This is a genomic window from Lepagella muris, from assembly GCF_004793975.1.
In the GTDB taxonomy this organism is placed as follows: domain Bacteria; phylum Bacteroidota; class Bacteroidia; order Bacteroidales; family Muribaculaceae; genus Lepagella; species Lepagella muris.
The window spans coordinates 34,928-59,444 of record NZ_SRYB01000018.1 but is presented as its reverse complement, the minus strand read 5'-3'; the positions used below and the strand labels follow the sequence as shown (position 1 = coordinate 59,444).

The following is a 24,517-nucleotide window of genomic DNA, read 5'->3' as shown; positions in this document are numbered from 1 at the left end:
ATTTTAGTGGAAATAATATTATGGTTAATTTGAAAGTCCAAAAGTAATCATTATTCCTTTTATCTACAACTCATTCCGCTTTTTTTATGCAATTTACGACATAAATTTGCTTGATAAAATGATTTTACCTTATTTTGCATCTCATTAACCAACCTCATCAGTTGACAAAACAGTATGAAAAAAATAGCAAGTTTTACAATCGATCATCTGCGACTGTTGCGCGGTGTATATGTATCACGGCGTGACGTGACCCCTTCCGGCGATATAATAACCACTTTCGACATACGTCTGACGGAACCGAACCGCCAACCCGCCCTATCCCCGGAAGCATTACACGCAATGGAGCATCTCGCCGCCACCTATCTGCGGAATAATCCTGAATGGAAAGACAAAATAGTATATTGGGGTCCGATGGGCTGCTGCACCGGCAATTATCTCCTCATGCAGGGTAAGTTGACCCCCTCCGACATCATCCCCCTTCTGAAAGACACATTCTCTTTCATAGCCGACTTCGCAGGCGAGATACCAGGAGCCACACCCAAAGACTGCGGCAATTACTCTTTCAACGACCTCCCCGCCGCAAAAAAAGCTGCTTCCGTTTTCCTCAACGAAGTCCTACTCAACATCCGTCCGGAAAACATGACCTATCCCGACTAAACCTTAGCGGCGGCGGAGACAGAGGAGCAATGCCGCTAACGAGCAGGCTACGAGGAGAAGATTAGTTGACAGTATCAGATCGCCTATACCGACCAAGGGTGAGACGAGTCCGCCGAATATAAAGCCTCCGGCTCCGAGCAGTGCAGAGGCGGCTCCAGCCGCCGAACGCCCTGCCTCCATGCCGAGGGCGGAAACCGACGGAAAGATAAAGCCAAGACAAAACAGCATAAGGAAGGTCAACCCCTCATATACAAGGAACGAGTCAACCATAAAACCCATCGCAAGAAGCATGATTGCAAACGTAGTCATGCCTCCCGTGCTGAATAAGGCGGCATTCTCCATTTTCCGGAATCGCATGGCGAGTCCCGAACCTATACCGATACCTGTGGCGTTGACCGCAAACGTGACAGAGAACTGAAGTTCGGAATAGCCGAAATGCTCCTGCACTATAAAGGAGGCAGACGAGATATATGCGAATAATGCTCCGTAAGCAAACGAATATATCAACACGTAGCGACGGAAATCCGGAATCCTCAATATGCGGAGAAATCCTCCCGCTGTCTTCCACACCGGACACGTTGCCCGATCCTCCATCTTCAGCGACTCCCTGAATAATGAGCACATACCGAGCAACACCACTCCAATTGCAAATAATATCCAGAAGATACCCTGCCACCCTATCGACCGCGAGACAAGACCACCCGTGACGGGAGCCACGACAGGCGCAACGCCATTGATGGCACCAACTATGGCAAGAATCTTTGCAAGTTCCCTGCCTCTATAGCAATCCGTGGCTACTGAACGCGACATGACAATACTTCCCGATCCTCCCAATCCTTGCAGGAAACGGAACACGTTGAACACCTCTATCGTCGGCGACCAGATACATCCCAACGTAGCCGCCACAAACAATATCAGCGACATTATCATGATATGCTTCCTGCCATATTTGTCGCTGATCGGACCAAAAAAGACCTGACCGATTGCAATACCTACAAGGCTCGTGGTCAATCCAAGCTGAACCATCGACTCCGAAGTATTAAACACTGACGTCATTGATGGCAATGTCGGCAGATAGAAATCGGTGATAAACGGTCCGAAGGCTGAAAGTGCACCTAAAAATATTATCAGGAAAAGGAAGTAACGTTTCCCTATCTGATTACTCTCACTATCCATCTGAATCCTCTTACTGTCAGGAGTCATAATTCCTCTTTTTTCTGTCATTTCCCGGATAATAGATCATTTTCCCGCTCCAAACAACGACATATATTCCTGTTCAAAATTTGGAGTGAACACCCCTTTCTCCATATTCTCCAGAATCTCCTCCCTGCTCCAGAACCGTCCTCCGTCAAGTTCATCCGACGGTATGGGAAGGTAGTCGATCTCCGTGCTGAATGAATTGACAAGCTCTCGTTCGCGAGAAGATTCAAACACGTATCTGCGCAACGCTGTCGGTTGGAAATCCATCAGACCAAGCTCCTCAGCCGCCTCTCGACGGAGGGCGGTCTCCACATCCTCACCATAATCCACGTGGCCGCCTACAGCAGTATCCCATTTACCTGGCTGGATATCCTTCCAATCGGGACGACGCTGGAGATACAGTCTACCGTCCTTGTCAAAGACGTGGAGATGCACCACCGGATGCAATAGTTTCGAACCATCATGACATTCCTTTCTCGAAGCCTTACCGACCACGTTGCCCTCTTCATCAACTATCGGAAAAACCTCTTCCAAATTATCTTTCTTCATAATTCAGAATCCTATATATTTTTTTATTAGTCTATATTTTTTATAAGATTGAGTATAAAACTCCAATCTGTGGAAATCGTGCAATGGAGTCTCAACAAATTAAAAATGTTGAATAATTTTTTGATACTTAAGAAACGTAACATATTAAGACAAATTTCATCCAAATACGTATTATTTTCTTTCATATTTGTAAAATTGACTTTTTAGCATTCCTTTATTTGCTTTTTTATATATAAATTTGCATTGTGGAAAGAGTATTATTCCGTAACCTAAACAACCTAAACCAACCTTGGGATAATACAGTTTCCTATCTAAATGAACTGACATTATGAGCAAAATTATTACCTTAGGGGAGATCATGCTGCGCCTGTCTCCTTCCGCCAACGACAGATTCATTCAGTCTGACTCGTTCCGCGTAATCTGGGGAGGTGGCGAAGCCAACGTGGCTGTCAGCTGTGCCAACTATGGACACGAGGCTTTCTTCGTGTCAAAATTGCCTACACACGAAATCGGACAAGCCGCCGTCAACGCCCTACGCCGATATGGTGTGAACACCGATTTCATCGCACGTGGCGGAAACCGCGTCGGAATCTACTACTGCGAGACCGGAGCGTCAATGCGTCCGTCAAAAGTGATATACGACAGAGCCGGATCTGCTATCGCTGAAGCCGACCCCGAAGATTTCGATTTCGATAAGATTATGGAGGGTGCCGACTGGTTCCATTGGAGCGGAATAACCCCCGCTATCAGCGACAAGGCGGCTGAATTGACACGTCTGGCGTGTGAGGCGGCAAAACGGCACGGAGTCACGGTCAGCGTCGACCTCAATTTCCGCAAGAAATTATGGACAAAGGAGAAGGCTCAGTCTGTAATGCGTCCGCTGATGCAGTACGTGGATGTGTGCATCGGTAATGAGGAGGATGCGGAGCTTTGCCTTGGATTCAAACCGGATGCCGACGTAGAGGGTGGCGACACCAATGCCGAGGGCTATAAGAATATATTCCGTGAGATGGCAAAACAATTCGGGTTCAAGTATGTGGTATCCACTTTGCGCGAAAGTTTCTCCGCCACCCACAACGGTTGGAAAGGCATGATCTTCAATGGCGAGGAATTTTATGAATCAAAACGCTACGACATAAATCCCATCGTTGACCGCGTAGGCGGAGGCGACTCCTTCTCCGGAGGTCTTATCCACGGATTGCTCACAATGCCTACGCAGGGTGAGGCTCTTGAATTTGCCGTAGCCGCCTCTGCCCTAAAGCAGACAATTCCGGGCGACTTCAATCTCGTGACGGAAGATGAAGTGAAGGCTCTCGCCGGAGGTAGTGCCAACGGAAGAGTGCAACGCTGATTATTCGGATTTCCCATCATTTGATTCCACTCATATTGATTCAACTATTGATTAAACGAATCACAAATCTTACTAAACAAAGAATCAAAATTACCTGACAATGGCAAGAAACAATAAACTCAGTGTACTCAATAAAATGGCAGCCGCACCGATGGTGCCTGTCTTCTATCATAAAGATGCCGAAGTGGCAAAGGCTGTGGTGAAGGCATGCTACGACGGTGGTGTGCGCCTGTTTGAATTTACCAACCGTGGCGACTTCGCACATGAGGTATTTGCGGAAGTTTCCAAATTTGTAGCGGAGGAATGTCCGGAAATGGCTCTCGGCGTAGGCTCGATTGTTGAACCTGCCACCGCAGCTCTCTACATGCAGCTTGGTGCCGATTTCGTGGTGGGACCGCTTTTCAACCCCGAAGTGGCAAAGATATGCAACCGTCGCGGTGTGCCTTACGTGCCTGGATGCGGAAGCATCAGCGAGATCGGATTCGCGCAGGAGGCTGGGTGCGACGTGTGCAAGCTCTTCCCCGGCGATGTGCTCGGTCCGAAGATGGTGAAAGGTTTACTCGCCCCGATGCCTTGGTCAAAGATCATGGTGACAGGCGGTGTGGAACCTACCGAGGAGAATCTTTCATCCTGGTTTAAAGCCGGAGTTTTCGCCGTCGGAATGGGATCGAAGCTATTCCCGAAAGAGACTATAGCTGCCGCCAACTGGAATGTAATCACAGACAAATGCAAGGAAGCACTCTCCTTCTGCAAGAAATAACCATTCATCCTCTTCCTCTCTCCGCTCCCCCTCTTCTCCCATACGCCCTCTCCGCTCCCTAACATGAAACAAAACTCTTTAAACATGGAAAACCCTTCATATCCCGGAAATGAAAAAATGACCAACTATCGTTGGGTAATATGTGCCATGCTCTTTGTGGCTCTCGTGGTCAACTATCTCGACCGTCAGGTGCTGTCGCTGACATGGAAAAACTTTATAGCTCCGGAATTTAATTGGACGGATGCCGACTACGGCAGGATTACCGGCATATTCTCAATTGTATATGCCGTGTCAATGCTCTTTGCCGGAAAATTCATCGACTATGTTGGCACAAAAAGAGGCTATCTATGGGCTATCGGGATATGGTCGGCAGGCGCATGTATGCACGCTTTCTGCGGAGTGCTGACCGACGGCATAGTCACCGGCGACTGGAATCCCTCCTTCCTCGCAGCTCGTGAGAATCTTCTTGCCGCACAGAAAGCTGCCGATGTGGGCGTGATGGTCACTACGGTCAGCGTATGGCTTTTCATAGCCGCACGTGTGGTGCTATCAGTCGGTGAAGCGGGCAACTTCCCCTCCTCGATAAAGGCGGTGGCGGAATATTTCCCTAAGAAAGACCGCGGTTTCGCCACAGGCATCTTCAATTCCGGAGCTCAGATCGGTGCCCTAATGGCTCCCTTCACCATCCCTCTCATTGCAAAATATTATGGTTGGGAAATGGCATTCCTCGCAATCGGCATACTCGGATTCATCTGGATGGGATTCTGGGTGTTCATCTACAAAGAGCCTCGCAAGAATCCTCATGTAAATCAGGCAGAGCTTGCATATATCGAACAGGATCTTCATTCCGAAGCATCAATGGAGAGGGTGTCGGAGAAGAAAGAGGTGAAGATTCAGGAGGATTCCAAGGTGGGTCTGCTTCAGGCATTCACGTTCCGTCAGACATGGGCTGTGATCTTCGGACGTTTCCTCCCCGATTCCGTATGGTGGTTCCTGCTTTTCTGGGCACCGGCATTTATCAGCGAAGTCTACGGCTACTCCACAGCCTCCACTGAGGGGATGTTTGCCATATTCACCATCTATCTGATCTCAATGCTCTCGCTTGCCGGAAGCTACCTCCCGACATTCTTCATCAACCGCAACCGACTCAATCCCTATTCCGGAAGAATGAAAGCAATGCTCATCTTTGCCATCTTCCCCCTGCTCGGCTGGGCGGTGATGCCACTCGGCGGAATCTCGATGTGGTTTCCGGTTGCTATAATCGGCATAATGTGTGCCGCACATCAGAGCTGGAGTGCCAACGTCTACAACGTGGTTAGCGACATGTTCCCGAAATCAGTCGTCGCCACCGTGACTGGTGCCGCCGGACTCGCAAGCGGACTCGGCAGCTTCTGCTCCAACTATGGAGCAGGTCTCCTCTTCACCTACGCCGAAAACTCCGGTCTATCCTTCATGGGCTACGAAGGGAAACATGCCGGCTACATGATCGTATTCCTCATAGCCGGATCAGCCTATCTCTTCAGCTGGATCATGATGAAGCTCCTCGTCCCCAGATACAAGCTCGTAGTCCTCAAATAAAAGAGCAGAGAGAAAAGAGCTTCAAATGTGATCATAAAATACATAGCAGTTTTGATCCAGGTGTGAGCGCGAAGCGCGAAAGCCAAGTCAAGCCCCAAAGCGAAAGCCCAGCCAAAAGCCCCAAAAATCATAAATAATATCACAATGCCTTTCATCAACGAAAACTTCCTCTTGGAGACAGAATCTGCCCGCCGACTATACCGCGAGCATGCCTCCAGCCTCCCTATAATCGACTATCACTGCCACCTCTCCCCAAAGGAGATCGCAGATGATAAGCAATTCTCCTCCATCACCGAGCTATGGCTCGGCGGCGACCACTACAAATGGCGTGCCATGCGAGCAAACGGCACTGATGAGCGATACATCACCGGTGATGCCGATCCATGGGAGAAATTCCAGAAATGGGCGGAGACTCTTCCATATACCCTCCGCAATCCACTCTATCATTGGACCCACCTCGAACTGAAGACCGCCTTCGGTATCGACAAGGTGCTGAATCCATCCACTGCCCGCGAAATCTACGATGCCTGCAACGAACTGCTGAAGCAACCCGGTTTCTCCGCAAGAGGACTGATGGAGAGATATAACGTGGAGGCGGTATGCACCACTGACGACCCCGCCGACTCCCTCGAATATCACCGCCGGATACGCGAAAGCGGTTTCAAGGTGAAAGTGCTGCCAGCCTGGCGTCCAGACAAGGCTATGGCAGTGGATAACCCGATCGCCTACAATGAATATGTAGACCGTCTCGCGGAAGCCGCCGGAATGACAATAGCCTCCTATCCCGATCTGTTGGCAGCTCTCCGCAACCGTCATGACTTCTTCGCATCGCAAGGCTGTAACGTCGCTGACCATGGCGTCAGCTCATTCCCATGGGCGGAATGCACGGAGGAGGAAGCGACTACCCTCTTTGCCAAGGTAAGGGGCGGGATGGCTCTCTCGCAGGAAGAGATCACAAAGCTACAGACTGCAATTCTACTTGAAATCTGCCGAATGAATCATGAGAAGGGATGGGTGCAACAGTTCCATTTCGGACCATTGCGCAACGTCAACTCGCGCATGTTCCGCCGTCTCGGTCCCGACACCGGTTTCGACACTATCGGCGACTACAGCTGTGCCATACCGATTGCCCGGTTCCTTGATGCCCTTGACTCCGACAACCGCCTTGCAAAGACTATCCTCTACAATCTCAATCCCGCCGACAATACATGGGTAGCGGCTATGATTGCCAATTTCCAGGATGGGTCTGTACCGGGAAAGATACAGATGGGCTCAGGTTGGTGGTTCAACGACCAGCTTTACGGAATGGAGGCTCAGATGAACGCCCTCTCTATGCAGGGACTGCTGAGCCGTTTCGTAGGTATGTTGACAGATTCTCGCTCATTCCTATCCTATCCTCGCCATGAGTATTTCCGTCGCGTTCTGTGCAACCTGCTCGGCAACGACCTGGAGAAAGGTCTGATTCCGGAGGAGGAATACGAAAGAGTCGGGAAGATGGTGGAGGATATCTGCTACTACAACACTAAAAACTATTTCAAATTCTAAGATAATGGAAAAGACCTGGAGATGGTTCGGTCCCAACGACCCGATCACGCTCGACATGCTCCGCCAGATTGGTGTGGAGGGTATCGTCACCGCGCTTCATCATATCCCCAACGGTGAGGTTTGGAGCATGGAAGAGGTGATGAAGATGAAGGATTATATCGAAGAGCACGGTCTGCGTTGGTCTGTCGTGGAGAGTCTTCCCGTAAGCGAGGAGATAAAATATGCCGGACCGAACCGTGACGCGCTTATCGAGAACTACAAGGTGAGCCTTGCCAATCTCGGTAAAGCGGGAGTGAAGACTATATGTTACAATTTCATGCCCGTGCTCGACTGGGCACGTACCGAGCTGGAGTACCCGAATTCCGACGGCACCTCCAATCTCTACTTCAACCGTGCGGAATTTGCATATTTCGACATCCACATCCTCAAGCGTGAGGGGGCGGAGAAGGACTATGACGAAGAGACTATCCGCAGAATGAATGAGGAGGTGAAGCCGCGCATGGATAAGGATGGAGAGAAACGCCTTGTCGATAATATCATAGTGAAGACCCAGGGATTTGTCAATGGCAACATCTCGGAGGGCGACCTTGATCCCGTCGGCAAATTCCGCGAACTCCTCGCTCTCTACAAAGGGATTGATGCCAATACACTTCGTGCCAACATGGCTTATTTCCTCAATGCCATAATGCCCGTATGCGATGAGTATGGCATAGACATGTGCGTGCATCCGGACGACCCTCCATTGCAGATACTCGGTCTCCCGCGTATCGTCACCTGCGACGACGACATCCGCAAGTTTCTGGATGCCGTGCCGAATCCACACAACGGCTTGACATTCTGTGCCGGGTCGCTGAGTGCCGGAGCACATAACGATGTGGTGGCTCTCGCAAAGAAGTATGCCGACCGCACCCATTTCGTGCATGCCCGCATCTGCCGAGTGCTTCCCAACGGCGACTTCAAGGAAGCGACTCACCTTGACCCACGTCTCATCGAGATTGTCCGCACATTCGAGAAAGCGCGCCCCGGAGTCCCGATGCGCGTTGACCACGCCCCCCTCATGCTCGGAGATGAGAAGATGGGCTACAATGCCGGCTACTCCTTCCACGGACGCATGCTCGCCCTCGGCGAGATCGCCGGAGTAATGGCAACAGTCGCAACAGAGTAAAAATCATTACTGTCAATTCTGACCTTAATGTCCTTAATGACCTTAATGTCAATATTGACAATATTGACATTATTGACCCAAAATGACCAAAATGACATCAAAACCCCAACCCCAAAATGAACGAATTATTTTCAGTCAAAGATAAAGTGGTGGTAATCACCGGCGGCACCGGAGTGCTCGGAGCCTGCATAAGCGCATATCTCGCAAAAGAGGGTGCAAAAGTAGTAATATTAGGACGCCGAAAGGATGAGGGCGAGAAGATTGTGAATGAGATCATCGAAGCCGGTGGTGAAGCGATGTTCCTCTCCACTGACGTGCTTAACGCGGAGATGCTTCAGCAGAATTGCGATGAGATTATGGCTAAGTACGGTCGTATCGACGCGCTCCTCAACGCTGCCGGAGGGAATATGCCGGGTGCTACAATACCCCCCGGCAACACATTCTTTGACCTCGACATTGAGGCTTTCCAGAAAGTACTCAACGTCAACCTCACCGGAACAGTGCTACCCACGCAGATTTTCCTGCGCCCGATGGTAGAGGTAGGAAAAGGCGCGATCGTCAATTTCTCATCTATGGCAGCTTTCCGCCCTATGACAAGAGTGATGGGATATTCAGCTGCAAAAGCCGGCATAAGCAACTTCACAGAGTTCATGGCTAATGAGGTGGCTAAGAAATTCACTCCTGAGATTCGCGTCAATGCCATTGCCCCCGGGTTCTTCATCACCAATCAGAACCGTGCGCTCCTCACCAACGAAGACGGCTCTCTCACTGAGCGTGGTGCCGACGTGATACGTCAGACCCCGTTCAAGCGTTTCGGCAAACCGGAAGAACTGTGCGGCACAATCCAATATCTCATCAGCGATGCCTCCTCATTCGTGACCGGCACCGTTGCCGTGGTTGACGGCGGTTTCAACGCCTTCGTGCTGTAATATACGCTGTAACATATAATGACCGCGACCGAAATGATTTAATCATCTCGGTCGCGGTCATTCTTGGTTATTATCCCAACTATTATTTACGTAATTTTCTGATTGTCTGTCACTTCACCAAAGTCAGTGTGTAGTTAAGACCAGGAGTCTCCGACGGCTGAAGCTGATCGTTGACCATAACCAGTGTAGAATCGGAATCCACAAGGAAATAGAGCGGACCATCAACCGAACCTGCGGATGAATCTCGATTATCCTTCACTAATTTCAGATACTTCTTATTGCTGTCGGCACCCTGACCGGAGATAACCGTAAAATCACCCTCCGACTTGAAACTTGCTGCGTCACGGAAACCGGAAGCTTTCGTCGAATCATTCTGCACATACACTTCCACAAGATCATAATCACCAGATGTATATCCGTGATCATCATCATAATCAAGGCGGAGTACATATCTCACCCCTGCTGCATCTGCTGCCGGAAGCAAACCGGTATACACTTTATCGTTGTCATTTCCGCAAGCGGCACCGGTTGCACAATTCTTTCCATTCTGCGAACATGCGCCCATCAACAACGCCGAAAACATCGCTACATATAAGAATCCTTTTTTCATATCCATCAATTTTAATTAAATACACAAGACGTTATCCGAAGTAATCCGAACTTGAATGAAATTGCTTAAATCTCAGCATATTCTATCCTACCTCTTAATGACAAACATCAAAACGACTGTATTTGTTCGTAATGAATCTAACCTTTCGGAATAAGTTCAGACAACTTCAATACCCTCATTTACGGAATAAGTAGGTCACTTTAACGCTATACTGGCGTTCGATCCTACGCATATTCTCCATACCGGACCCACCGCTATAAGCGATATTGCTGAATGCCTGAGGCACGGCATATCCCGGAGAGGTCTCCTCCACTTTCAATACCGACAATCCTGACAACCCTTCATTCTCCGCGATAAATTCCGCCTTACTTCTTGCGGCATCAAGAGCTGCTTTCAGACCCTCCCTGTTGTATCTTGCCATGTCGCTGTTGTCAAGTTTCGTGATGCTGAAACTTGTCACACCATTCTCCGGCAGATTCTCCGCAATCTTATCAAGCTGGGAAAAATCGGTCAGCACCGCCGACAATCGTTTCGCCATACGGAACTTATCTGAAAACCGCCTGTCGAAATAATTACCCACATCCGCCACCGTCACCTGCGAATCCGGCACACCGGCATCCGTCAGCGTCCTCCTCACCATATCCTCAATCATGCGGAGACTCACCTTCACGCTATCCGCACCCTCCTGTCGGAAATACTCCTCGATTCCGATCTCCAGCGTAATCCGGTCAGGCACCACATTGATCGACGCAGTGCCACTCACCTCCACCTGCGGAGCCGTCTGCTGCGCAAATCCCGGCAGCACCCCCGCCGCCACCATCACCAAAACAACAAAATATCTGCTAATTACCATAATAAATTTATATAAAGTGACATTTAAATCAATTAATTTGGGAGAAGGTAATAACTTTCGATTGAAATTATTGAAGTTGTCTAAACTTCATCTACTTAAATCTGTAAAATTAATTCTTTGCGGTGAAAAAAACAAAATAATCGCCGCAAATTTGCGGCGATTATGATGATTATGACGAGCATGCGAATTATGGATTATAAATCATCTGGACGTGTCCGATAGGAAGGTTCGCGCTAATAAGCAACGGGATACGGTCGTTGACTCCTATCTCGGCATTTATCTGATAACCGCTCATTACCCCACGGTAGCTGTATTCAAACTGGATATTGTAGGAGGGATAGGTCATCCCCTCTATCTTATATTGCGATTTCCCTTTGTAGGTGACCACTACCTTCTCCGGATTACTCCCTTCCACGGCTATAGGAATGGTCAATGTGCTTCCCGGTTTCATGCTCTCGAAATCTATCTCATGAGAATAATAGAACATCCCGAGCATATCCCCCATTATATGAATCGCCTCCATCGTGTTGGCACTCGCATCAAGTTCTCCACCACCCTTGATATTCTTATAATTCGCAGGATCTGACGGCACAAAATTTCCGGAACGATATTCCGTCACTTTCGGCTTCAGATACCATCCGTTCTCGTAGGTCACTGTCTCCTTACTCAATCCCGAAGTGGGGCTCATTATGGTATGCAGCGTGTCGGAGATACAGAACACTCTCCCTTCCCACGGTATGCTGTTGCCGTCAATTGTAGCTTTAAACCGATTGTCGCGGCATTCCATAGTAACCACACCATGACCTATCATCACGTCTACCATTCCCCAATGGTAATGAGCGTTATACCTCAATTCCTGTCGCGGAATATTCACCTGCGCATGTGCTGCAAACAGCGAAAACATTAGCGCAAGAAGCAATATGACTCTCTTCATAGCATATCAAGTTTTTAAATTAAATTATTGAAGTTGTCTAAACTCCATTCATACTTATCCAACAACCTGAATTGCCCTTTGTTGAGACCAACCTTTTTTTTTTCTCCACCGTAATTTATCCAAATCGGCAAAAGATACTTGTTTTCGCGAAAGAAGCAATTATTTATTTCTACCGCGCAAGCTGTCACAATCTTAATATCGAATCTAATATCGCATCTTTCAAAATCAAACGTAAAGTTACAAAATTCCATACAATTTTCCAAAAAATCGGATTCTTCGGCAGGTTGAACGGTTAAATTTGTATAAATTGAATCTTTTCCATCACCTTTTTCCAATGCCATCTGTTATTATTTATAAAGGCTACAAAATGCATGGCTCCATCTTCCTATGATGGATGACAGAGCCTACGCATGAAGTTAATGACAGAACGTAAAAAAACGAACTATTAAAATTTTCTGTTACAATGGAATTTTTATCAAACGACAAACTTTTGATCGTAGGTGCCGCAGGAATGATCGGCTCCAACATGGCCCAGACTGCCATAATGATGGGACTCACACCCAACATCTGTCTTTACGATCCGTACTTGCCCGCACTGACGGGCGTGGCTGAGGAGCTGCTTCAATGCGGCTTCGAGGGTGTAAACATCACCTATACCAACGATGTGGAGGAAGCCTTCAAGGGTGCTGCATATATCGTCTCTTCAGGCGGTGCCGCACGTAAGGCTGGCATGACACGTGAGGATCTTCTGAAGGGCAATGCGCTCATCGCCGAGGAATTTGGCAAGAATGTGAAGAAATATTGTCCCGACGTAAAGCACGTGGTCGTAATCTTCAATCCTGCTGATATCACGGGTCTTATCACTCTGCTTTACTCCGGTCTTAAACCCTCTCAGGTATCCACTCTCGCTGCCCTCGACAGCACACGTCTGCGCAACGAACTTGCAAAGTATTTCAAGATCAGTCCTGACACTGTCGTAAATTCAAGGACATACGGCGGTCACGGCGAGCAGATGGCAGTATTCGCATCCACCACTTCCGTCAACGGAAAGAAGCTCACCGAGATAATCGGCACTGAGGAGCTTCCCGAGGATGAATGGGAGAAGATGAAGGTGAGAGTGATACAGGGTGGCAAGAACATCATCGACCTTCGCGGACGTTCATCATTCCAGAGCCCGGCATATCTATCTATCGAGATGATTGCAGCCGCAATGGGTGGCAAACCGTTTCGTTGGCCTGTCGGCACATACGTTGACAATGACAAGTTCAGCCATATCATGATGGCAATGGAGACTACCGTCGACAAGAACGGCGTGACCGTACAGCCTGTAAAAGGCACTCCTAAAGAGGAAGCCGAGTTGGAGAAGAGCTACGAGCATCTCTGCAAGCTCCGCGACGAAGTGATCGAGATGGGCGTCCTGCCTCCCATCTCCGAGTGGAACAAGCTCAATCCGAATATAAAATAATCCGACTTATTATCAGCTTATCAATTTGTCAATAATGACAATATTGTCATTATTGTCATTATTGTCATTATTGTCAATTTGTCATTATTGTCATTACCGACAATCTTTATTTACCCTGTTTTTATTAAAATCAATCCTGACTTTTAATGAAACAAATGCCGAAACGGGCGGCCTCTGAATGAGGTCGCCCGTTTCTTATAATGTTGCATCAAGCCGATTCCGGCAAGAGCTTTATTTCATATTTACGTCTACGGTGCCGTCAGGAAGCACGGTTATCTCTATCGACTTGCCCGGAGCCACTTCAATTGTTGCGGTCTCCTTGGTGCGGGTGCGCAATGCTGCGGGAGCCTTGCCTGTGCCACCCTCCACCGGATGCAATGCCTTGTTGATGTCGTATCCGGCTACGGGATCCACCTTGTAGTTGCCGTCGGCTCCTACCGTCTTTATCACCTTGCCTGACTTCGGAGCGGCTGCCGCACCGCCGGCAAATTGGATGATCGGCTGATTGGTAGCCATGACGTCGCCTTCGCCGATAAGCAGTTTAGCAACCACGCCATCGCGGTCAGCCACGAGATTATTCTCCATCTTCATTGCCTCATAAATCAGGAGAGTGTCGCCTGCCTTAACGGAATCGCCTGCCTTAACCTTGAACGACAGAACCGTGCCACCCATCGGTGCCACCATTACCGCGCCGCCAGCTGCCGGAGCTTCGGCTGCACCACCTTCGCCTGCAAACTCAATGAGAGGCTGATTGGTAGCCATGACATCACCTTCCGACACGAGCACCTGTTTTACAACACCGCCCATATCGCAGGCAAGATCATTCTCCATCTTCATTGCCTCATATACGATCACCGTATCGCCCGGCTTAACTGTATCGCCCGGCTTAACCTTGATGCTCATGATCGTGCCGCCCATCGGTGCGGAGAATACCGGTCCGGTCACTTCTCCCGACGCGCCCTTCTTGGCAGCCTGAGCCTGAGGTGTGCTGCTGGCATGCTCTGCCTTACGCTTGTTGGTGAGATACGTCTTTGCCACTGCCGGAAGCAATGCGAGAAGCAATTCCTCCTCCTCATTGGCAGCAAGTTTCACACCACCAAACTGATCGAGAACGGGGTTCTCCGGTGACCTATAAGAGGATACGTCATACGGTTTCTCCTCCGGGCTGCCAGTAATCTGCTCACGGAATTTGGGATCGACTGCAACGGGAGTGTTGCCGTATTCACCCTTCACAAGAGAGATGAACTGGTTGCTCTTGTTGGAATAGTCGGGCTTGCCTGCGCGACGATCCATAGCGAGAGACACTGCCTGAGAACCTACAATCTGGCTCGTCGGGGTCACAAGCGGCACAAGACCTGCATCGCGACGCACCTTCGGGATGAGTGCCATTGCCTCTTCAAGCACGTCCTCGGCTTTAAGCGCACGAAGGTTGGCAACCATGTTGGAGTACATGCCACCCGGCACCTCCGCATTCTTGACAATCTCATTGGGCTTCGGGAAACCGAAATATGCCTCGATCTTATGGCAGGCATCGAGAAGTTCCTCCTCCTTGTTTGCCTTGGCTGCCTCGATAGCACGGTCAAACTCTGCATCAATCTCGGCGGGCATCTCTGCAAATGCCTCATCGAAGTCGCGCTGCCATTTATCCTTATTAAGGTCGAAATCGGCAAGTGCCTTACGTGCATTCTTCAACTCGTGGCGTATCTTGGCAACTGCCTCCATATTCACCTCAAGCTCGATGCCGAGTTTCTTACAGAAGATGTCGATAAGCTCGATAGCGGGAGCTGCTGAGCCACCGCCAAACCACCATATATTGGTATCGACGATATCCACTCCCTGAATGATTGCCGTGAGCACGGATGCAAGACCATAGCCCGGAGTGCAATGGGTGTGGAAATCAACGGGCACACTCAGAGCCTTCTTCAGCTTCGGCATGAGGGTGAAGATACGCGACGGATTGACAAGACCTGCCATATCCTTCAGCGTCACCATCTTCGCGCCGAGTTTCTCCATCTCCACCGCCTTGTTGACGAAATAGTCATCGGTAAAGATCTTCTCCTCTTCCGGAGTGCCCTTCGGGTCGATGGTATAACATACTGCCGTATCGGCGATCGCAACGTTGCCGTTAAGACCGTCGAACTCATTAATCATCTTGATTGAACTCTTGATATTGTCAAGGTCGTTGAGCGCATCAAAGATACGCATCACGTTCAATCCGTTCTCTATAGCTTTCTTATAGAACCCTTCAAGCACTGTGTCGGGATACGGCACATAGCCGAAGAGATTTCTACCTCTGGAAAGGGCGGACAGCAATGAAATGCCTTTCATCTCCTTTGAGCAGGAACGGAGGCGATCCCAGGGGCTTTCTCCAAGATAGCGCATCACTGAATCGGGCACTGCGCCACCCCACACTTCCATAATGTAAAACTTTGCCTCTTTGTAGAGAGGGAGAAGTTTGTCAACGTTTTCCTGCTTCATGCGGGTCGCGAACAGCGATTGCTGACCGTCACGCATAGTCAGGTCTCTTATTTGAAGTTTCCTTGCCATGGTGTTTTGTTTAAATCTGGCGTTTATAGATTTTTGCCAAAATTAACTATAAAATCCTAATTACGGAAATTTTTCCGCAAAAGATTTCTATTCTTGCCTTTAAATTCTCTTTTTTGCCCCCTTTATTTCGTTCATCTTCTGTTTTTTCTTATATTTGCCAATAATTTTCTTTATAAAAATATGAGATTTCTTTTAACTTCAATCCTTTCTCTCCTGATTTGCATATCAATATCTGCGGAAAGCACATATTCCACAGACCCCGACATTCATTATTCTTCCAAGAATGACGATTATTCCCGGAAGCGTCTTTCGCTCGACGTCCATCATGACAGGAATGTAAAGGATATGCCTGTCATCGTATGGTTTCATGGCGGAGGACTGACCGGCGGCAATAAATTCGTGCCCGCCGAGCTGACGGAGAGAGGATACGTCGTGGTGGCTCCAAACTATCGGCTGATACCGGAAGTAGACGTAGAGCAATGCATTGACGATGCCGCTGAAGCCGTGGCGTGGACTTTCAGGAATATAGAGAAATATGGTGGCGACCCCTCGAAAATATTTGTGACGGGACACTCCGCAGGCGGATATCTGACAAGCATGATCGGACTCGACAAGAAATGGCTCGACAAGTATGGCATTGACGCCGATTCCATAGCCGGGCTGATACCTTACAGCGGACAGGTGATTACTCATTTCTCCGACAGGAAGAGCAAGGGGATAGGCGAACTCACCCCATACGTCGACGACCATGCACCACTCTTCCACGTCCGTAAGGATTGCCCTCCCTACATCATAATCACCGGAGATGCCGAGCAGGAACTATACGGACGATATGAGGAGAACCTTTATATGTGGCGGATGATGAAGCTCGCGGGTCATCCCGACGTGAAGATATATAAGCTCGACGGATATAACCACGGCGACATGGCTGCCCCTGCCCACCACATTCTCCGGAATGAAATCTCACGCATTCTCTCCGACAGGAAGAAAAATCAATGACCGACGTAAACCAATGACCGACATGATTCTTATCGTTGATGATGACAAGTCAGTAAGACTATCTGTAGGGCTGCTTCTGAAAAGGGCAGGTCATGCAGTGGATTATGCGGAGAATCCTGACGAGGCTATTGCAAAGATCAGGAGTAACGAATATGGTCTGATTCTCATGGATATGAACTATTCCAGAGGCACTTCCGGCAGGGAAGGCATAGAGCTGCTGATGAAGACCAAGATATTCCAGCCCGACACTCCCGTGATACTCATAACCGCGTGGGGAAGCATCGAGCTTGCCGTGGAGGGGATGAAGGCGGGCGCATACGATTTCATCACAAAGCCGTGGAGCAATCAGGTGCTGCTTCAGCGCATAGAGACCGCTCTTAACCTCAACAGTTTGCAGGAGGAAACGGCGGTCAGCACGTTTGACAGAGGTGGAATAATCGGCAATAACAAGAGTATGCTCGAACTCCTCGCCACCGTCGAACGTATCGCCCCGACCGATGCCCCGGTGCTTATCCTCGGTGAGAACGGCACCGGCAAGGAGATGATCGCCAATGCCATACACATCAACAGTCAAAGGAAATCAGCGCCATTCGTCATGGTGAATCTCGGAGGCATATCTCAATCGCTCTTTGAGAGTGAGATGTTCGGGCATGCAAAAGGGGCATTCACCGGAGCCGTCACCGCACGGAAAGGTCGCTTCGAGACTGCCGACAAAGGCACAATCTTCCTGGATGAGATCGGCGATCTCGACATGAGTTGCCAGGTGAAGCTGCTGCGGGTGCTTCAGCAACACACCTTCGAGCCACTCGGCGAGAGCCGTCCCAAGAAGGTGGATATCCGAGTGATATGCGCCACCAACGCCAACCTAAACGAGATGGTGGCTCAACGCACTTTCCGCGAAGACCTTTTCTACCGCATCAACCTCATCACACTGCATCTCCCTGCACTGAGGGAACGGCGTGACGACATTCCTCTGCTCGTAAGGCGTTTCATGGAGGATTCCGCCGCATCCCTCTCAATCGACGTGCCGGAAATCACGCCTGAAGCAATGGAATTTCTCACACGTCTACCCTATCCCGGCAATATCAGGCAACTGAAGAATATGGTGGAGCGGGCGGTGCTTATCGGCGGCCAGCGGTTGGGGAAAGATATCTTCGCATCTGTCGACGGAAGTGCCACCGCAGTGGAGGAGATACGCCCCTCCGGCACTCTCAACGATATGGAACGTATTGCCATTGAGGAGGCTCTCGATAAGGCGGACGGGAATCTGACACAGGCGGCGAGAATACTCGGCATAACCCGACAGACCCTCTACCGACGCATGGACAAATATAACATGAAGTGATGAAATCCAAGTTCTGGTTCATATTACTGGCATTGTGTATAGTCGCGATAATAGGGCTGGCAAGTATATTCCACGTGCCCGACTATCCTTGGATATACGTGGCATACGCGATGGCAATACTGTCGCTGATAATGCTTTTCCGGAGCATTATCAAGCCTCACGACACCGTGATAAGGGGTATGGAACTGATCTCGGCTCAGGATTTCAACAACCGGCTCACCCCCGTGGGAGAATATAATGCCGATAAGATAGTGACATTATTCAATTCCCTCATCGACAAACTGCGCCTTGAACGACTCCGCAATCTGGAGCAAGACAGTTTCCTGCGTCTGCTCATCGACTCCTCCCCGATGGGGGTGATGATGCTTGATTTCGACGGGAAGATCGTCATGATCAACAATTCTTTATGCCGTATCACCGGCATAAAGGGTGAACAGGATGCCTTGGGGAGGTATCCGGAAGATCTGCCCACCGACCTTGCCGCGAAAATATCGGCGGTGCCACTCGGCGAGAGTCGCATCATACGTCGTGGCGACATCAGACGATACCGCTGCTATCATCTCAGCTTCATGCAGTCAGGATTCAAACGGCGTTTCTTCCTTCTTGAAAGCCTCACGGAGGAGATGATGAAAGCCGAACGTGCGGCGTATGAGAAGGTGATACGCACCATGTCGCATGAGGTCAACAATACTATGGGTGGAGTGAAATCTGTGCTCGAGCTCCTGCATGACACTGCCGATGACGACGAGTTGAGTGAGGTGATAGAAAGTTGCGACGACCGATGCGATAGGTTGTGTGAGTTTATCAGCTCCTACGCACAAGTGGTGAAAGTGCCTGCTCCGGTCAGACAGGATGCCGACCTTAATGATACCCTTTCCGCTATGCTCCCCTTCCTGAAAGGGATGATTCCGGAGACCGTATCATTAGACTATTCCCCCGGAGATATCAGCAGGAAAGTAAGCATCGACATATCCCTGATTCAGCAGGTGGTGGTGAATATTGTGAAGAATGCCGTGGAGAGTATAACGGGCGACGGTCACATCATCATATCCACCGGCATACTCGACAATTCGGTATGGCTCGACATATCAAACGACGGTATGCCTATCACGGATGAAGTTAGCCACATGCTTTTCAGTCCGTTTTTCACCACTAAACGCGACGGGCGCGGGTTAGGTCTCACTCTCATCAGTGAGATTCTAAACCGGCATAACGCGCAATTCTCCCTGAAGACAGATACCGACGGGATAACCCATTTTCATATTGAATTTGAATGAAAAAGAGATTGGAATGAAAAAGATAGGGATATTGAGTGATACCCACGGATGCTGGGACCAACGGTTTGCAATCCATTTTGCCGGATGCGATGAGATATGGCATGCGGGCGACATCGGTGATTACGGCATAGTGGAGCAGCTTGACGGGATTGCCCCGGTGGTGCGTGCCGTAAGCGGCAACATCGACCATGGTATGGTGAAGCGTAAATGCCGGGAGATCGAGATCTTTCAGGTAGAGGGGGTAAAGGTGCTCCTCACCCATATCGGCGGCTACCCCGGCAAATGGTCGAAAGGTATGAAATCATTGCTGAAGGAGGAGAATATCAATCTGATGGTAGACGGACATTCCCACATACTGAAGGTGATTTTTGACCATGAACTGAACCTGCTTCACATCAACCCCGGCGCAGCCGGCACTGCCGGCTGGCACAAGGTGCGCACTCTCATTCGCCTGACAATCGACGGCTCCGACATGCGCGACTGCGAGATAATCGAACTCTCCGGTAATATCTGATTCAGCTGAATCACCTGAAATGGCGAAACCACCCTCCCACTTCAGTATCAAAATAACATACCCATCAGATCCACCATCACTAACTTTGCAACATCAAACGGTGCGCTTCGCGCAAAGTAACAGGTAACAAGTAATAGGTAATAGGTAACAAGTAACAAGTAACAAGGTAGAAAGTCTTCATCCATATAAGACGGGATGAAGAGACCCGTAATGTACAAAAAGTAACCTTTTATACGTCATCAACCACACTTAACCGATAATTACTTCAAGTTTAATAAGTCAAAATACATAAGTCGTGTACGAAGTTTTCGAGGAGTTTGTTTACGTTCTATTTCTTCATCAGGAGTTTTAGGCGGCTTTGAATATAAATCCTCTTGTAATTCCGATGTAAATAGATATTCAAATCCGTTTCTCTCATAAAAAGACAAAACATTTGGTTCGTTTTTGGCATCCACTATAAGAAAACGACATGCTGATTTATCATCATTTTCCGCAAACCAAAATTTAAGAAATTTAAGTACCTGCGAACCAACACCTTGATGTTTATATTTTTTTGAAACAGCCAAACGACCAATAAGAACACCAGGGAATCTGCTTAACATTTTCTCACGGTTTGTTATTTTCTACATCGCATTCCTCCGGGAATTTGGCAAATCATAAATTCTCAGGCTATCATTTGATACTGTAAAACATGCAACGATATCTTTAGAATTCTCTGTTGATAGAAAACAATAGGTATTTCCCATTTGATATTTACGATAAGATATAGCATCATCCCGAAAGAAATCGTCCATATCTTCATCATTACCACATTCAAAGGGATTATAACGGTCTATCACGCCTTTTGTAAGAGGACCGAAAATACACGAATTTAAGATAAAATCCTGCATAATATTACCGGAATAAGTTTGCATAACGATTTGATTTCTCAATAATCTTACGCATCATTATATAACCCGGTTCTTTTGTGATATCTCGTTCCGGTCGACTTGCAAAACGTTCTTCAACCTCATCAATTTTACGTCGGAGACGAGCTGCCTCTTCTCCATAAAGTGTCGGGATTGCTTTTATCGGTATTGCCATAACTTTCTTTTTTAGTTCTTTTTATGAGAACGGATATACATTTCTATTTGTTGTGTAATGAGCCACACTATTCTTATACATCCCCAAAAATCACCTATCATTTTACGCCGAAAAAGTGGTCACTTGACCATTTTTTCGTCCTTTATCCCCTGATTCCATTCCTAAAACTTGACTTTTCTGTATTTTATTTGGAATAAGTGAGACATTATTTAACCCCTATGCTGGCTTTAATGACGAAAAAGTGGTCACTTGACCACTTTTTCGGCGTAGAATGAATAATCTTGTACTAAACACGCTATGCTCTCATCATTCTTCGGTCAACCGATTGTGACCGTAGAATAACAAATCAAAGTAGTAGTGCGTGATTCATCTGATTCACTGATTCACCATGAATCACTTGAATCACTTGAATCACCTGAATCACATTCCGGAGCCGATGACGAGGAGGGCGAGGCTGAGGAGGAGTACGCCAAGGTCGATCAGTTTCGGCTTGATGTTCTTCTCGTGAAGGGCAAGGACCCCATATATGAAACTTACTATCACGCTGCCTCTTCTTATCATCGACACGACGGCTACCATCGACCCGTCGAGTGAAAGGGAGTAGAAGTATGCCATGTCGGCAATTGTGAGGAACAGGGCGATACACGGTATGGTCCAACGCCATACAAACCTATCCCCTATCTGCTTGTGACTCCCACGGATTATAGAGATCGTCACTACCATTATGATGCACTGATAGAGTGAATACCATCCCTGCACCTCTATCGGGGAGTATGACCGCAGCAGATATTTGTCGTAAAGCGCACTGACGGCTCCTAATGCCGTCGCCCCTATCGACATCCATATCCATTTGGAATGTTTTATCGAGAATCCCTCCTTTGCTCCGAGTCGCGATATGAAGAAGAGCGACGCGAAGCCAAGCAATATACCTATCCATTGCACCCAGTTGAGCCGTTCGCCGAATATCAGCAATGCTCCGACAAGCACTATCACCGGACGCGACGCATTGATCGGTCCCTGCACCGTCAGTGGCAGATGCTTGATTGCAAAGTATCCCAAGAGCCACGACCCAAGCACTATGAATGATTTCAGTAGAATCTGAAGATGACCTACCACCGTATTGCCGAATCCGAAATTACCATGACTGATGCCATCTATCAGGAACGGCGACATATACAGTGCACCGAATACCGTATTCAGCATAAGAACCATCAGTACATCGTTTCCCTTTACCGAAAGTTTCTTGAAAATGTCATAAAATCCCAGACAAAGTGCCGAGACCAAAGCCAATGCTACCCACATGATGCAATAATTTTTTCTTTTCAGGCTGCAAAGTTACAAAAAAGTGGGTGTTTCAAAAAACTGAAAAAGCTATGTCAAACGTAATTGAGGGTTTAAACACCCCTTATCTAAATTATCATTATGATTTTTCTTGATTCGTCCAAATATCAAAAAACGACAATAAGGCGAAGGGAAGGTAATTAATTGCCATCCCTTCGCTTTATTGTACTAATCTTTCAAGTTAAGACAATATTCTATATCTGCATCAGATAGACCCTTCTCTTTCATACGGCCTCTCATTCGTTCATGACGCAGTTTCTCATCCTTTAAATCAAACAAGATTCCAACAAAAGCTCTTATTGCATCCTTTATTCGTTGCCGGCCTTCTTCAGTTTTTAAATCTATACCTGAAAATGGAGATAAATTCTTATGCAATTCCAAGTAGTAAATACCACCTATAACTAATGCACTTAGGCTTAGCATATCTACTTCTGTATTTTTAAACAGATTCTCATAATCCTTTGCTAATGGCAACGTATGAAACTCCCTCAAAGCCGCTGACCTTCTAGTTGTAGGGTTCTCGCTTGCCACTTCCCATCTGAGAAGTTCCAGCATTACAGAATCTTTGTCCAGAACATCGATAAGAGAAACAAGTATTTTTGTCAATTCCTCTCTTGACAACTGTGGCTCATCAATCTCTTTAAGAAGATTCTCAAACCAATAATCCTTACTCTTCACAAATTCATCATAGAATAATTCGAGACTCTTATATCGGTTATAGAACACAACAGGTTCAATCTTAGCTCTTTTAATTATTCCATAAAGAATAGTGTCTGAGAAACCTTTTTCTATAATCTCAGCTACAGCTGCCTGATTTATGCAGTCATCAATCTGAGCTTTTGTTCTTTTAGGTCTTCGACCCTTAGGTTTATCTTTTTCCATTAGAATGGTATTGTTTTTCTTATTTCACATAAGGAATCAACAAGATGATCCAACTGCCATTTTTCATGCGTCGCAAGAAGCGACACACGCAATCTGGCTTCTTTCGTTCTCACAGCCGGATATGCAATTCCACTTACAAAGATAGCTCTTTTTTGTAAAAGAAGCTATCTTACTTTCCAATTCAGAATGAATATCGAGATAACCTCCTATAGCTTGAGCAGCACACGCTCCTGTTCCATATTTCTCTATCGCTTCAATTCCTGCTTTCTTAGTTGCAGGATGCTGAGATAACCCCAAATAATCATTCGAGATAAATGCCGACGCGATATTCACAATCCCGTTAAGATCCATTTTAGAACCAACACTTGAAGTAGCCTCTATCCAATAGTTTTTAACACCGTATCTTGCTTGTTGATTGATATACGCTTGAAAGTTATCCACAACCTCTACTATATTAGCAGATTGTGAAATATTGAAATCCTTTAATATCAATAGTTTTATACATATAAATATGTAAATATATTTTCAATACAAAAATAAATTTCAAATTAATATAAAAAAATATTTTTTGTTATTTCATTATTATTTACAAAAATGTATGTATATTTGTAACATAAAACATGAGAACCTATATGGGGCATCATTCTTCCTCAGACTATAACTGTCATTTTGGTCTTGCTCTAAGTCATATAAGCAGTTCAAGACCCCATATTATATCCGGAATCATGTAAGAAATACTTATAATTTCAACGAGAGTCCCTTAGGAAATAGCAATTTCATCAAGAATATCAACACTCCAAATAGAACAATATGGAATTAAACGCAAGAGAATGCCCTCATTGTCACCAACTAGTGTCATTTAGAGTTTATTCTAAATATTTTTTGCATGGTACAGCATATACCGTTAACTGTAATCATTGCAATACTAAATTA

General features: G+C 47.5%; 24 protein-coding genes. 12 read left to right on the top strand and 12 right to left on the bottom strand.

Annotated features, from left to right (window positions below; all coding sequences use genetic code 11):
* The first annotated feature begins 174 nt into the window (after positions 1 to 174).
* Positions 175 to 657 (top strand): S-ribosylhomocysteine lyase, encoded by a 483-nt coding sequence (locus E5331_RS12365; RefSeq protein WP_123482367.1) that lies wholly within the window; start codon positions 175 to 177, stop codon positions 655 to 657.
* 3 nt (positions 658 to 660) lie between these two features.
* Here E5331_RS12365 and E5331_RS12360 read toward each other — a convergent pair whose 3' ends face one another.
* Both E5331_RS12360 and E5331_RS12355 read right to left on the bottom strand, forming a co-directional pair.
* Positions 661 to 1,881, bottom strand: coding sequence for a multidrug effflux MFS transporter (locus E5331_RS12360; protein ID WP_275441198.1), 1,221 nt, complete (start codon positions 1,879 to 1,881; stop codon positions 661 to 663).
* A 15-nt stretch (positions 1,882 to 1,896) separates the two neighbouring features.
* Complete coding sequence (locus E5331_RS12355; RefSeq protein WP_123482368.1) at positions 1,897 to 2,406, bottom strand: NUDIX hydrolase; 510 nt, start codon at positions 2,404 to 2,406, stop codon at positions 1,897 to 1,899.
* A 328-nt stretch (positions 2,407 to 2,734) separates the two neighbouring features.
* On the opposite strand from E5331_RS12355, the gene E5331_RS12350 reads away from it, so the two are divergent.
* From E5331_RS12350 to E5331_RS12325, 6 genes are all read left to right on the top strand, one after another.
* Entirely contained in the window at positions 2,735 to 3,757 is a 1,023-nt protein-coding gene (locus E5331_RS12350; RefSeq protein ID WP_123482369.1) for a sugar kinase, read from the top strand.
* 100 nt (positions 3,758 to 3,857) lie between these two features.
* Complete coding sequence (locus E5331_RS12345; RefSeq protein ID WP_123482370.1) at positions 3,858 to 4,517, top strand: bifunctional 4-hydroxy-2-oxoglutarate aldolase/2-dehydro-3-deoxy-phosphogluconate aldolase; 660 nt, start codon at positions 3,858 to 3,860, stop codon at positions 4,515 to 4,517.
* A gap of 117 nt (positions 4,518 to 4,634) precedes the next feature.
* Positions 4,635 to 6,095 carry an MFS transporter gene (locus tag E5331_RS12340; protein WP_169477671.1) on the top strand — a complete coding sequence of 487 codons (1,461 nt, stop codon included), beginning with the start codon at positions 4,635 to 4,637 and terminating at the stop codon, positions 6,093 to 6,095.
* 144 nt (positions 6,096 to 6,239) lie between these two features.
* Positions 6,240 to 7,640, top strand: a complete 1,401-nt coding sequence (gene uxaC / locus E5331_RS12335; RefSeq protein ID WP_123482371.1) for a glucuronate isomerase — start codon at positions 6,240 to 6,242, stop codon at positions 7,638 to 7,640.
* Positions 7,641 to 7,644: 4 nt separating this feature from the next.
* Positions 7,645 to 8,805: a mannonate dehydratase gene (gene uxuA, locus E5331_RS12330; RefSeq protein ID WP_135985175.1), complete on the top strand. Its 1,161-nt coding sequence runs from the start codon at positions 7,645 to 7,647 to the stop codon at positions 8,803 to 8,805.
* A 116-nt stretch (positions 8,806 to 8,921) separates the two neighbouring features.
* A complete protein-coding gene (locus E5331_RS12325; RefSeq protein ID WP_123482373.1) occupies positions 8,922 to 9,734 on the top strand; it encodes an SDR family oxidoreductase in 813 nt (270 codons plus the stop codon).
* A gap of 109 nt (positions 9,735 to 9,843) precedes the next feature.
* Here the strand turns inward: E5331_RS12325 and E5331_RS12320 are convergent, their stop codons facing one another.
* From E5331_RS12320 to E5331_RS12305, 4 genes are all read right to left on the bottom strand, one after another.
* Complete coding sequence (locus E5331_RS12320; protein WP_168355225.1) at positions 9,844 to 10,344, bottom strand: copper resistance protein NlpE N-terminal domain-containing protein; 501 nt, start codon at positions 10,342 to 10,344, stop codon at positions 9,844 to 9,846.
* Between the two features lie 175 nt (positions 10,345 to 10,519).
* On the bottom strand, positions 10,520 to 11,197 hold the full coding sequence (locus E5331_RS12315) for an SIMPL domain-containing protein (RefSeq protein ID WP_135985177.1): 678 nt from the start codon (positions 11,195 to 11,197) through the stop codon (positions 10,520 to 10,522).
* A gap of 187 nt (positions 11,198 to 11,384) precedes the next feature.
* Entirely contained in the window at positions 11,385 to 12,131 is a 747-nt protein-coding gene (locus tag E5331_RS12310) for a DUF3108 domain-containing protein (RefSeq protein ID WP_135985179.1), read from the bottom strand.
* 14 nt (positions 12,132 to 12,145) lie between these two features.
* Positions 12,146 to 12,472 (bottom strand): hypothetical protein, encoded by a 327-nt coding sequence (locus tag E5331_RS12305; RefSeq protein WP_135985181.1) that lies wholly within the window; start codon positions 12,470 to 12,472, stop codon positions 12,146 to 12,148.
* A 122-nt stretch (positions 12,473 to 12,594) separates the two neighbouring features.
* Between E5331_RS12305 and E5331_RS12300 the strand changes: the two genes are divergently transcribed.
* On the top strand, positions 12,595 to 13,596 hold the full coding sequence (locus E5331_RS12300) for a malate dehydrogenase (RefSeq protein WP_135985183.1): 1,002 nt from the start codon (positions 12,595 to 12,597) through the stop codon (positions 13,594 to 13,596).
* Between the two features lie 231 nt (positions 13,597 to 13,827).
* On the opposite strand, the gene E5331_RS12295 is transcribed toward E5331_RS12300, so the two are convergent.
* A complete protein-coding gene (locus E5331_RS12295) occupies positions 13,828 to 16,143 on the bottom strand; it encodes a biotin/lipoyl-containing protein (RefSeq protein ID WP_135985185.1) in 2,316 nt (771 codons plus the stop codon).
* 180 nt (positions 16,144 to 16,323) lie between these two features.
* Here E5331_RS12295 and E5331_RS12290 point away from each other — a divergent pair, with 180 nt between their 5' ends.
* Genes E5331_RS12290 through E5331_RS12275 form a run of 4 tightly spaced genes read left to right on the top strand, consistent with a single transcriptional unit; the run spans position 16,324 to position 20,278 of the window.
* A complete protein-coding gene (locus tag E5331_RS12290) occupies positions 16,324 to 17,142 on the top strand; it encodes an alpha/beta hydrolase (protein WP_135985187.1) in 819 nt (272 codons plus the stop codon).
* 22 nt (positions 17,143 to 17,164) lie between these two features.
* Positions 17,165 to 18,487 (top strand): sigma-54-dependent transcriptional regulator, encoded by a 1,323-nt coding sequence (locus tag E5331_RS12285; RefSeq protein ID WP_135985213.1) that lies wholly within the window; start codon positions 17,165 to 17,167, stop codon positions 18,485 to 18,487.
* Positions 18,487 to 19,764, top strand: coding sequence for a sensor histidine kinase (locus tag E5331_RS12280; protein ID WP_135985189.1), 1,278 nt, complete (start codon positions 18,487 to 18,489; stop codon positions 19,762 to 19,764). Before E5331_RS12285 ends, E5331_RS12280 begins: the two co-directional genes overlap by 1 nt.
* Before the next feature lie 13 nt (positions 19,765 to 19,777).
* Positions 19,778 to 20,278: a metallophosphoesterase family protein gene (locus E5331_RS12275; protein ID WP_123482447.1), complete on the top strand. Its 501-nt coding sequence runs from the start codon at positions 19,778 to 19,780 to the stop codon at positions 20,276 to 20,278.
* Between the two features lie 260 nt (positions 20,279 to 20,538).
* Here the strand turns inward: E5331_RS12275 and E5331_RS12270 are convergent, their stop codons facing one another.
* From E5331_RS12270 to E5331_RS12250, 5 genes are all read right to left on the bottom strand, one after another.
* Positions 20,539 to 20,880: a GNAT family N-acetyltransferase gene (locus E5331_RS12270; protein ID WP_123482383.1), complete on the bottom strand. Its 342-nt coding sequence runs from the start codon at positions 20,878 to 20,880 to the stop codon at positions 20,539 to 20,541.
* Positions 20,881 to 21,172: 292 nt separating this feature from the next.
* The gene (locus E5331_RS12265) at positions 21,173 to 21,361 is read right to left on the bottom strand and encodes a hypothetical protein (protein WP_123482384.1); all 189 of its coding nucleotides are present in this window, start codon (positions 21,359 to 21,361) and stop codon (positions 21,173 to 21,175) included.
* Between the two features lie 420 nt (positions 21,362 to 21,781).
* Positions 21,782 to 22,663, bottom strand: coding sequence for an EamA family transporter (locus tag E5331_RS12260; RefSeq protein ID WP_123482385.1), 882 nt, complete (start codon positions 22,661 to 22,663; stop codon positions 21,782 to 21,784).
* A gap of 207 nt (positions 22,664 to 22,870) precedes the next feature.
* On the bottom strand, positions 22,871 to 23,584 hold the full coding sequence (locus E5331_RS12255) for a TetR/AcrR family transcriptional regulator (RefSeq protein ID WP_135985191.1): 714 nt from the start codon (positions 23,582 to 23,584) through the stop codon (positions 22,871 to 22,873).
* Between the two features lie 63 nt (positions 23,585 to 23,647).
* Entirely contained in the window at positions 23,648 to 24,076 is a 429-nt protein-coding gene (locus tag E5331_RS12250; RefSeq protein ID WP_135985193.1) for a PLP-dependent aminotransferase family protein, read from the bottom strand.
* Between the last annotated feature and the right edge of the window lie 441 nt (positions 24,077 to 24,517).

Bases quoted from the DNA above. Each gene is read 5' to 3' on its own strand.
- E5331_RS12355 (WP_123482368.1), bottom strand. From the start codon at position 2,406: ATGAAGAAAGATAATTTGGAAGAGGTTTTTCCGATAGTTGATGAAGAG.
- E5331_RS12290 (WP_135985187.1), top strand. From the start codon at position 16,324: ATGAGATTTCTTTTAACTTCAATCCTTTCTCTCCTGATTTGCATATCA.
- uxaC (WP_123482371.1), top strand. From the start codon at position 6,240: ATGCCTTTCATCAACGAAAACTTCCTCTTGGAGACAGAATCTGCCCGC.
- E5331_RS12350 (WP_123482369.1), top strand. From the start codon at position 2,735: ATGAGCAAAATTATTACCTTAGGGGAGATCATGCTGCGCCTGTCTCCT.
- uxuA (WP_135985175.1), top strand. From the start codon at position 7,645: ATGGAAAAGACCTGGAGATGGTTCGGTCCCAACGACCCGATCACGCTC.
- E5331_RS12275 (WP_123482447.1), top strand. From the start codon at position 19,778: ATGAAAAAGATAGGGATATTGAGTGATACCCACGGATGCTGGGACCAA.
- E5331_RS12345 (WP_123482370.1), top strand. From the start codon at position 3,858: ATGGCAAGAAACAATAAACTCAGTGTACTCAATAAAATGGCAGCCGCA.
- E5331_RS12295 (WP_135985185.1), bottom strand. From the start codon at position 16,143: ATGGCAAGGAAACTTCAAATAAGAGACCTGACTATGCGTGACGGTCAG.
- E5331_RS12260 (WP_123482385.1), bottom strand. From the start codon at position 22,663: ATGTGGGTAGCATTGGCTTTGGTCTCGGCACTTTGTCTGGGATTTTAT.
- E5331_RS12310 (WP_135985179.1), bottom strand. From the start codon at position 12,131: ATGAAGAGAGTCATATTGCTTCTTGCGCTAATGTTTTCGCTGTTTGCA.
- E5331_RS12320 (WP_168355225.1), bottom strand. From the start codon at position 10,344: ATGAAAAAAGGATTCTTATATGTAGCGATGTTTTCGGCGTTGTTGATG.
- E5331_RS12365 (WP_123482367.1), top strand. From the start codon at position 175: ATGAAAAAAATAGCAAGTTTTACAATCGATCATCTGCGACTGTTGCGC.
- E5331_RS12280 (WP_135985189.1), top strand. From the start codon at position 18,487: ATGAAATCCAAGTTCTGGTTCATATTACTGGCATTGTGTATAGTCGCG.
- E5331_RS12315 (WP_135985177.1), bottom strand. From the start codon at position 11,197: ATGGTAATTAGCAGATATTTTGTTGTTTTGGTGATGGTGGCGGCGGGG.
- E5331_RS12255 (WP_135985191.1), bottom strand. From the start codon at position 23,584: ATGGAAAAAGATAAACCTAAGGGTCGAAGACCTAAAAGAACAAAAGCT.
- E5331_RS12300 (WP_135985183.1), top strand. From the start codon at position 12,595: ATGGAATTTTTATCAAACGACAAACTTTTGATCGTAGGTGCCGCAGGA.
- E5331_RS12340 (WP_169477671.1), top strand. From the start codon at position 4,635: ATGACCAACTATCGTTGGGTAATATGTGCCATGCTCTTTGTGGCTCTC.
- E5331_RS12265 (WP_123482384.1), bottom strand. From the start codon at position 21,361: ATGGCAATACCGATAAAAGCAATCCCGACACTTTATGGAGAAGAGGCA.
- E5331_RS12360 (WP_275441198.1), bottom strand. From the start codon at position 1,881: ATGACAGAAAAAAGAGGAATTATGACTCCTGACAGTAAGAGGATTCAG.
- E5331_RS12305 (WP_135985181.1), bottom strand. From the start codon at position 12,472: ATGGCATTGGAAAAAGGTGATGGAAAAGATTCAATTTATACAAATTTA.
- E5331_RS12325 (WP_123482373.1), top strand. From the start codon at position 8,922: ATGAACGAATTATTTTCAGTCAAAGATAAAGTGGTGGTAATCACCGGC.
- E5331_RS12270 (WP_123482383.1), bottom strand. From the start codon at position 20,880: ATGTTAAGCAGATTCCCTGGTGTTCTTATTGGTCGTTTGGCTGTTTCA.
- E5331_RS12285 (WP_135985213.1), top strand. From the start codon at position 17,165: ATGATTCTTATCGTTGATGATGACAAGTCAGTAAGACTATCTGTAGGG.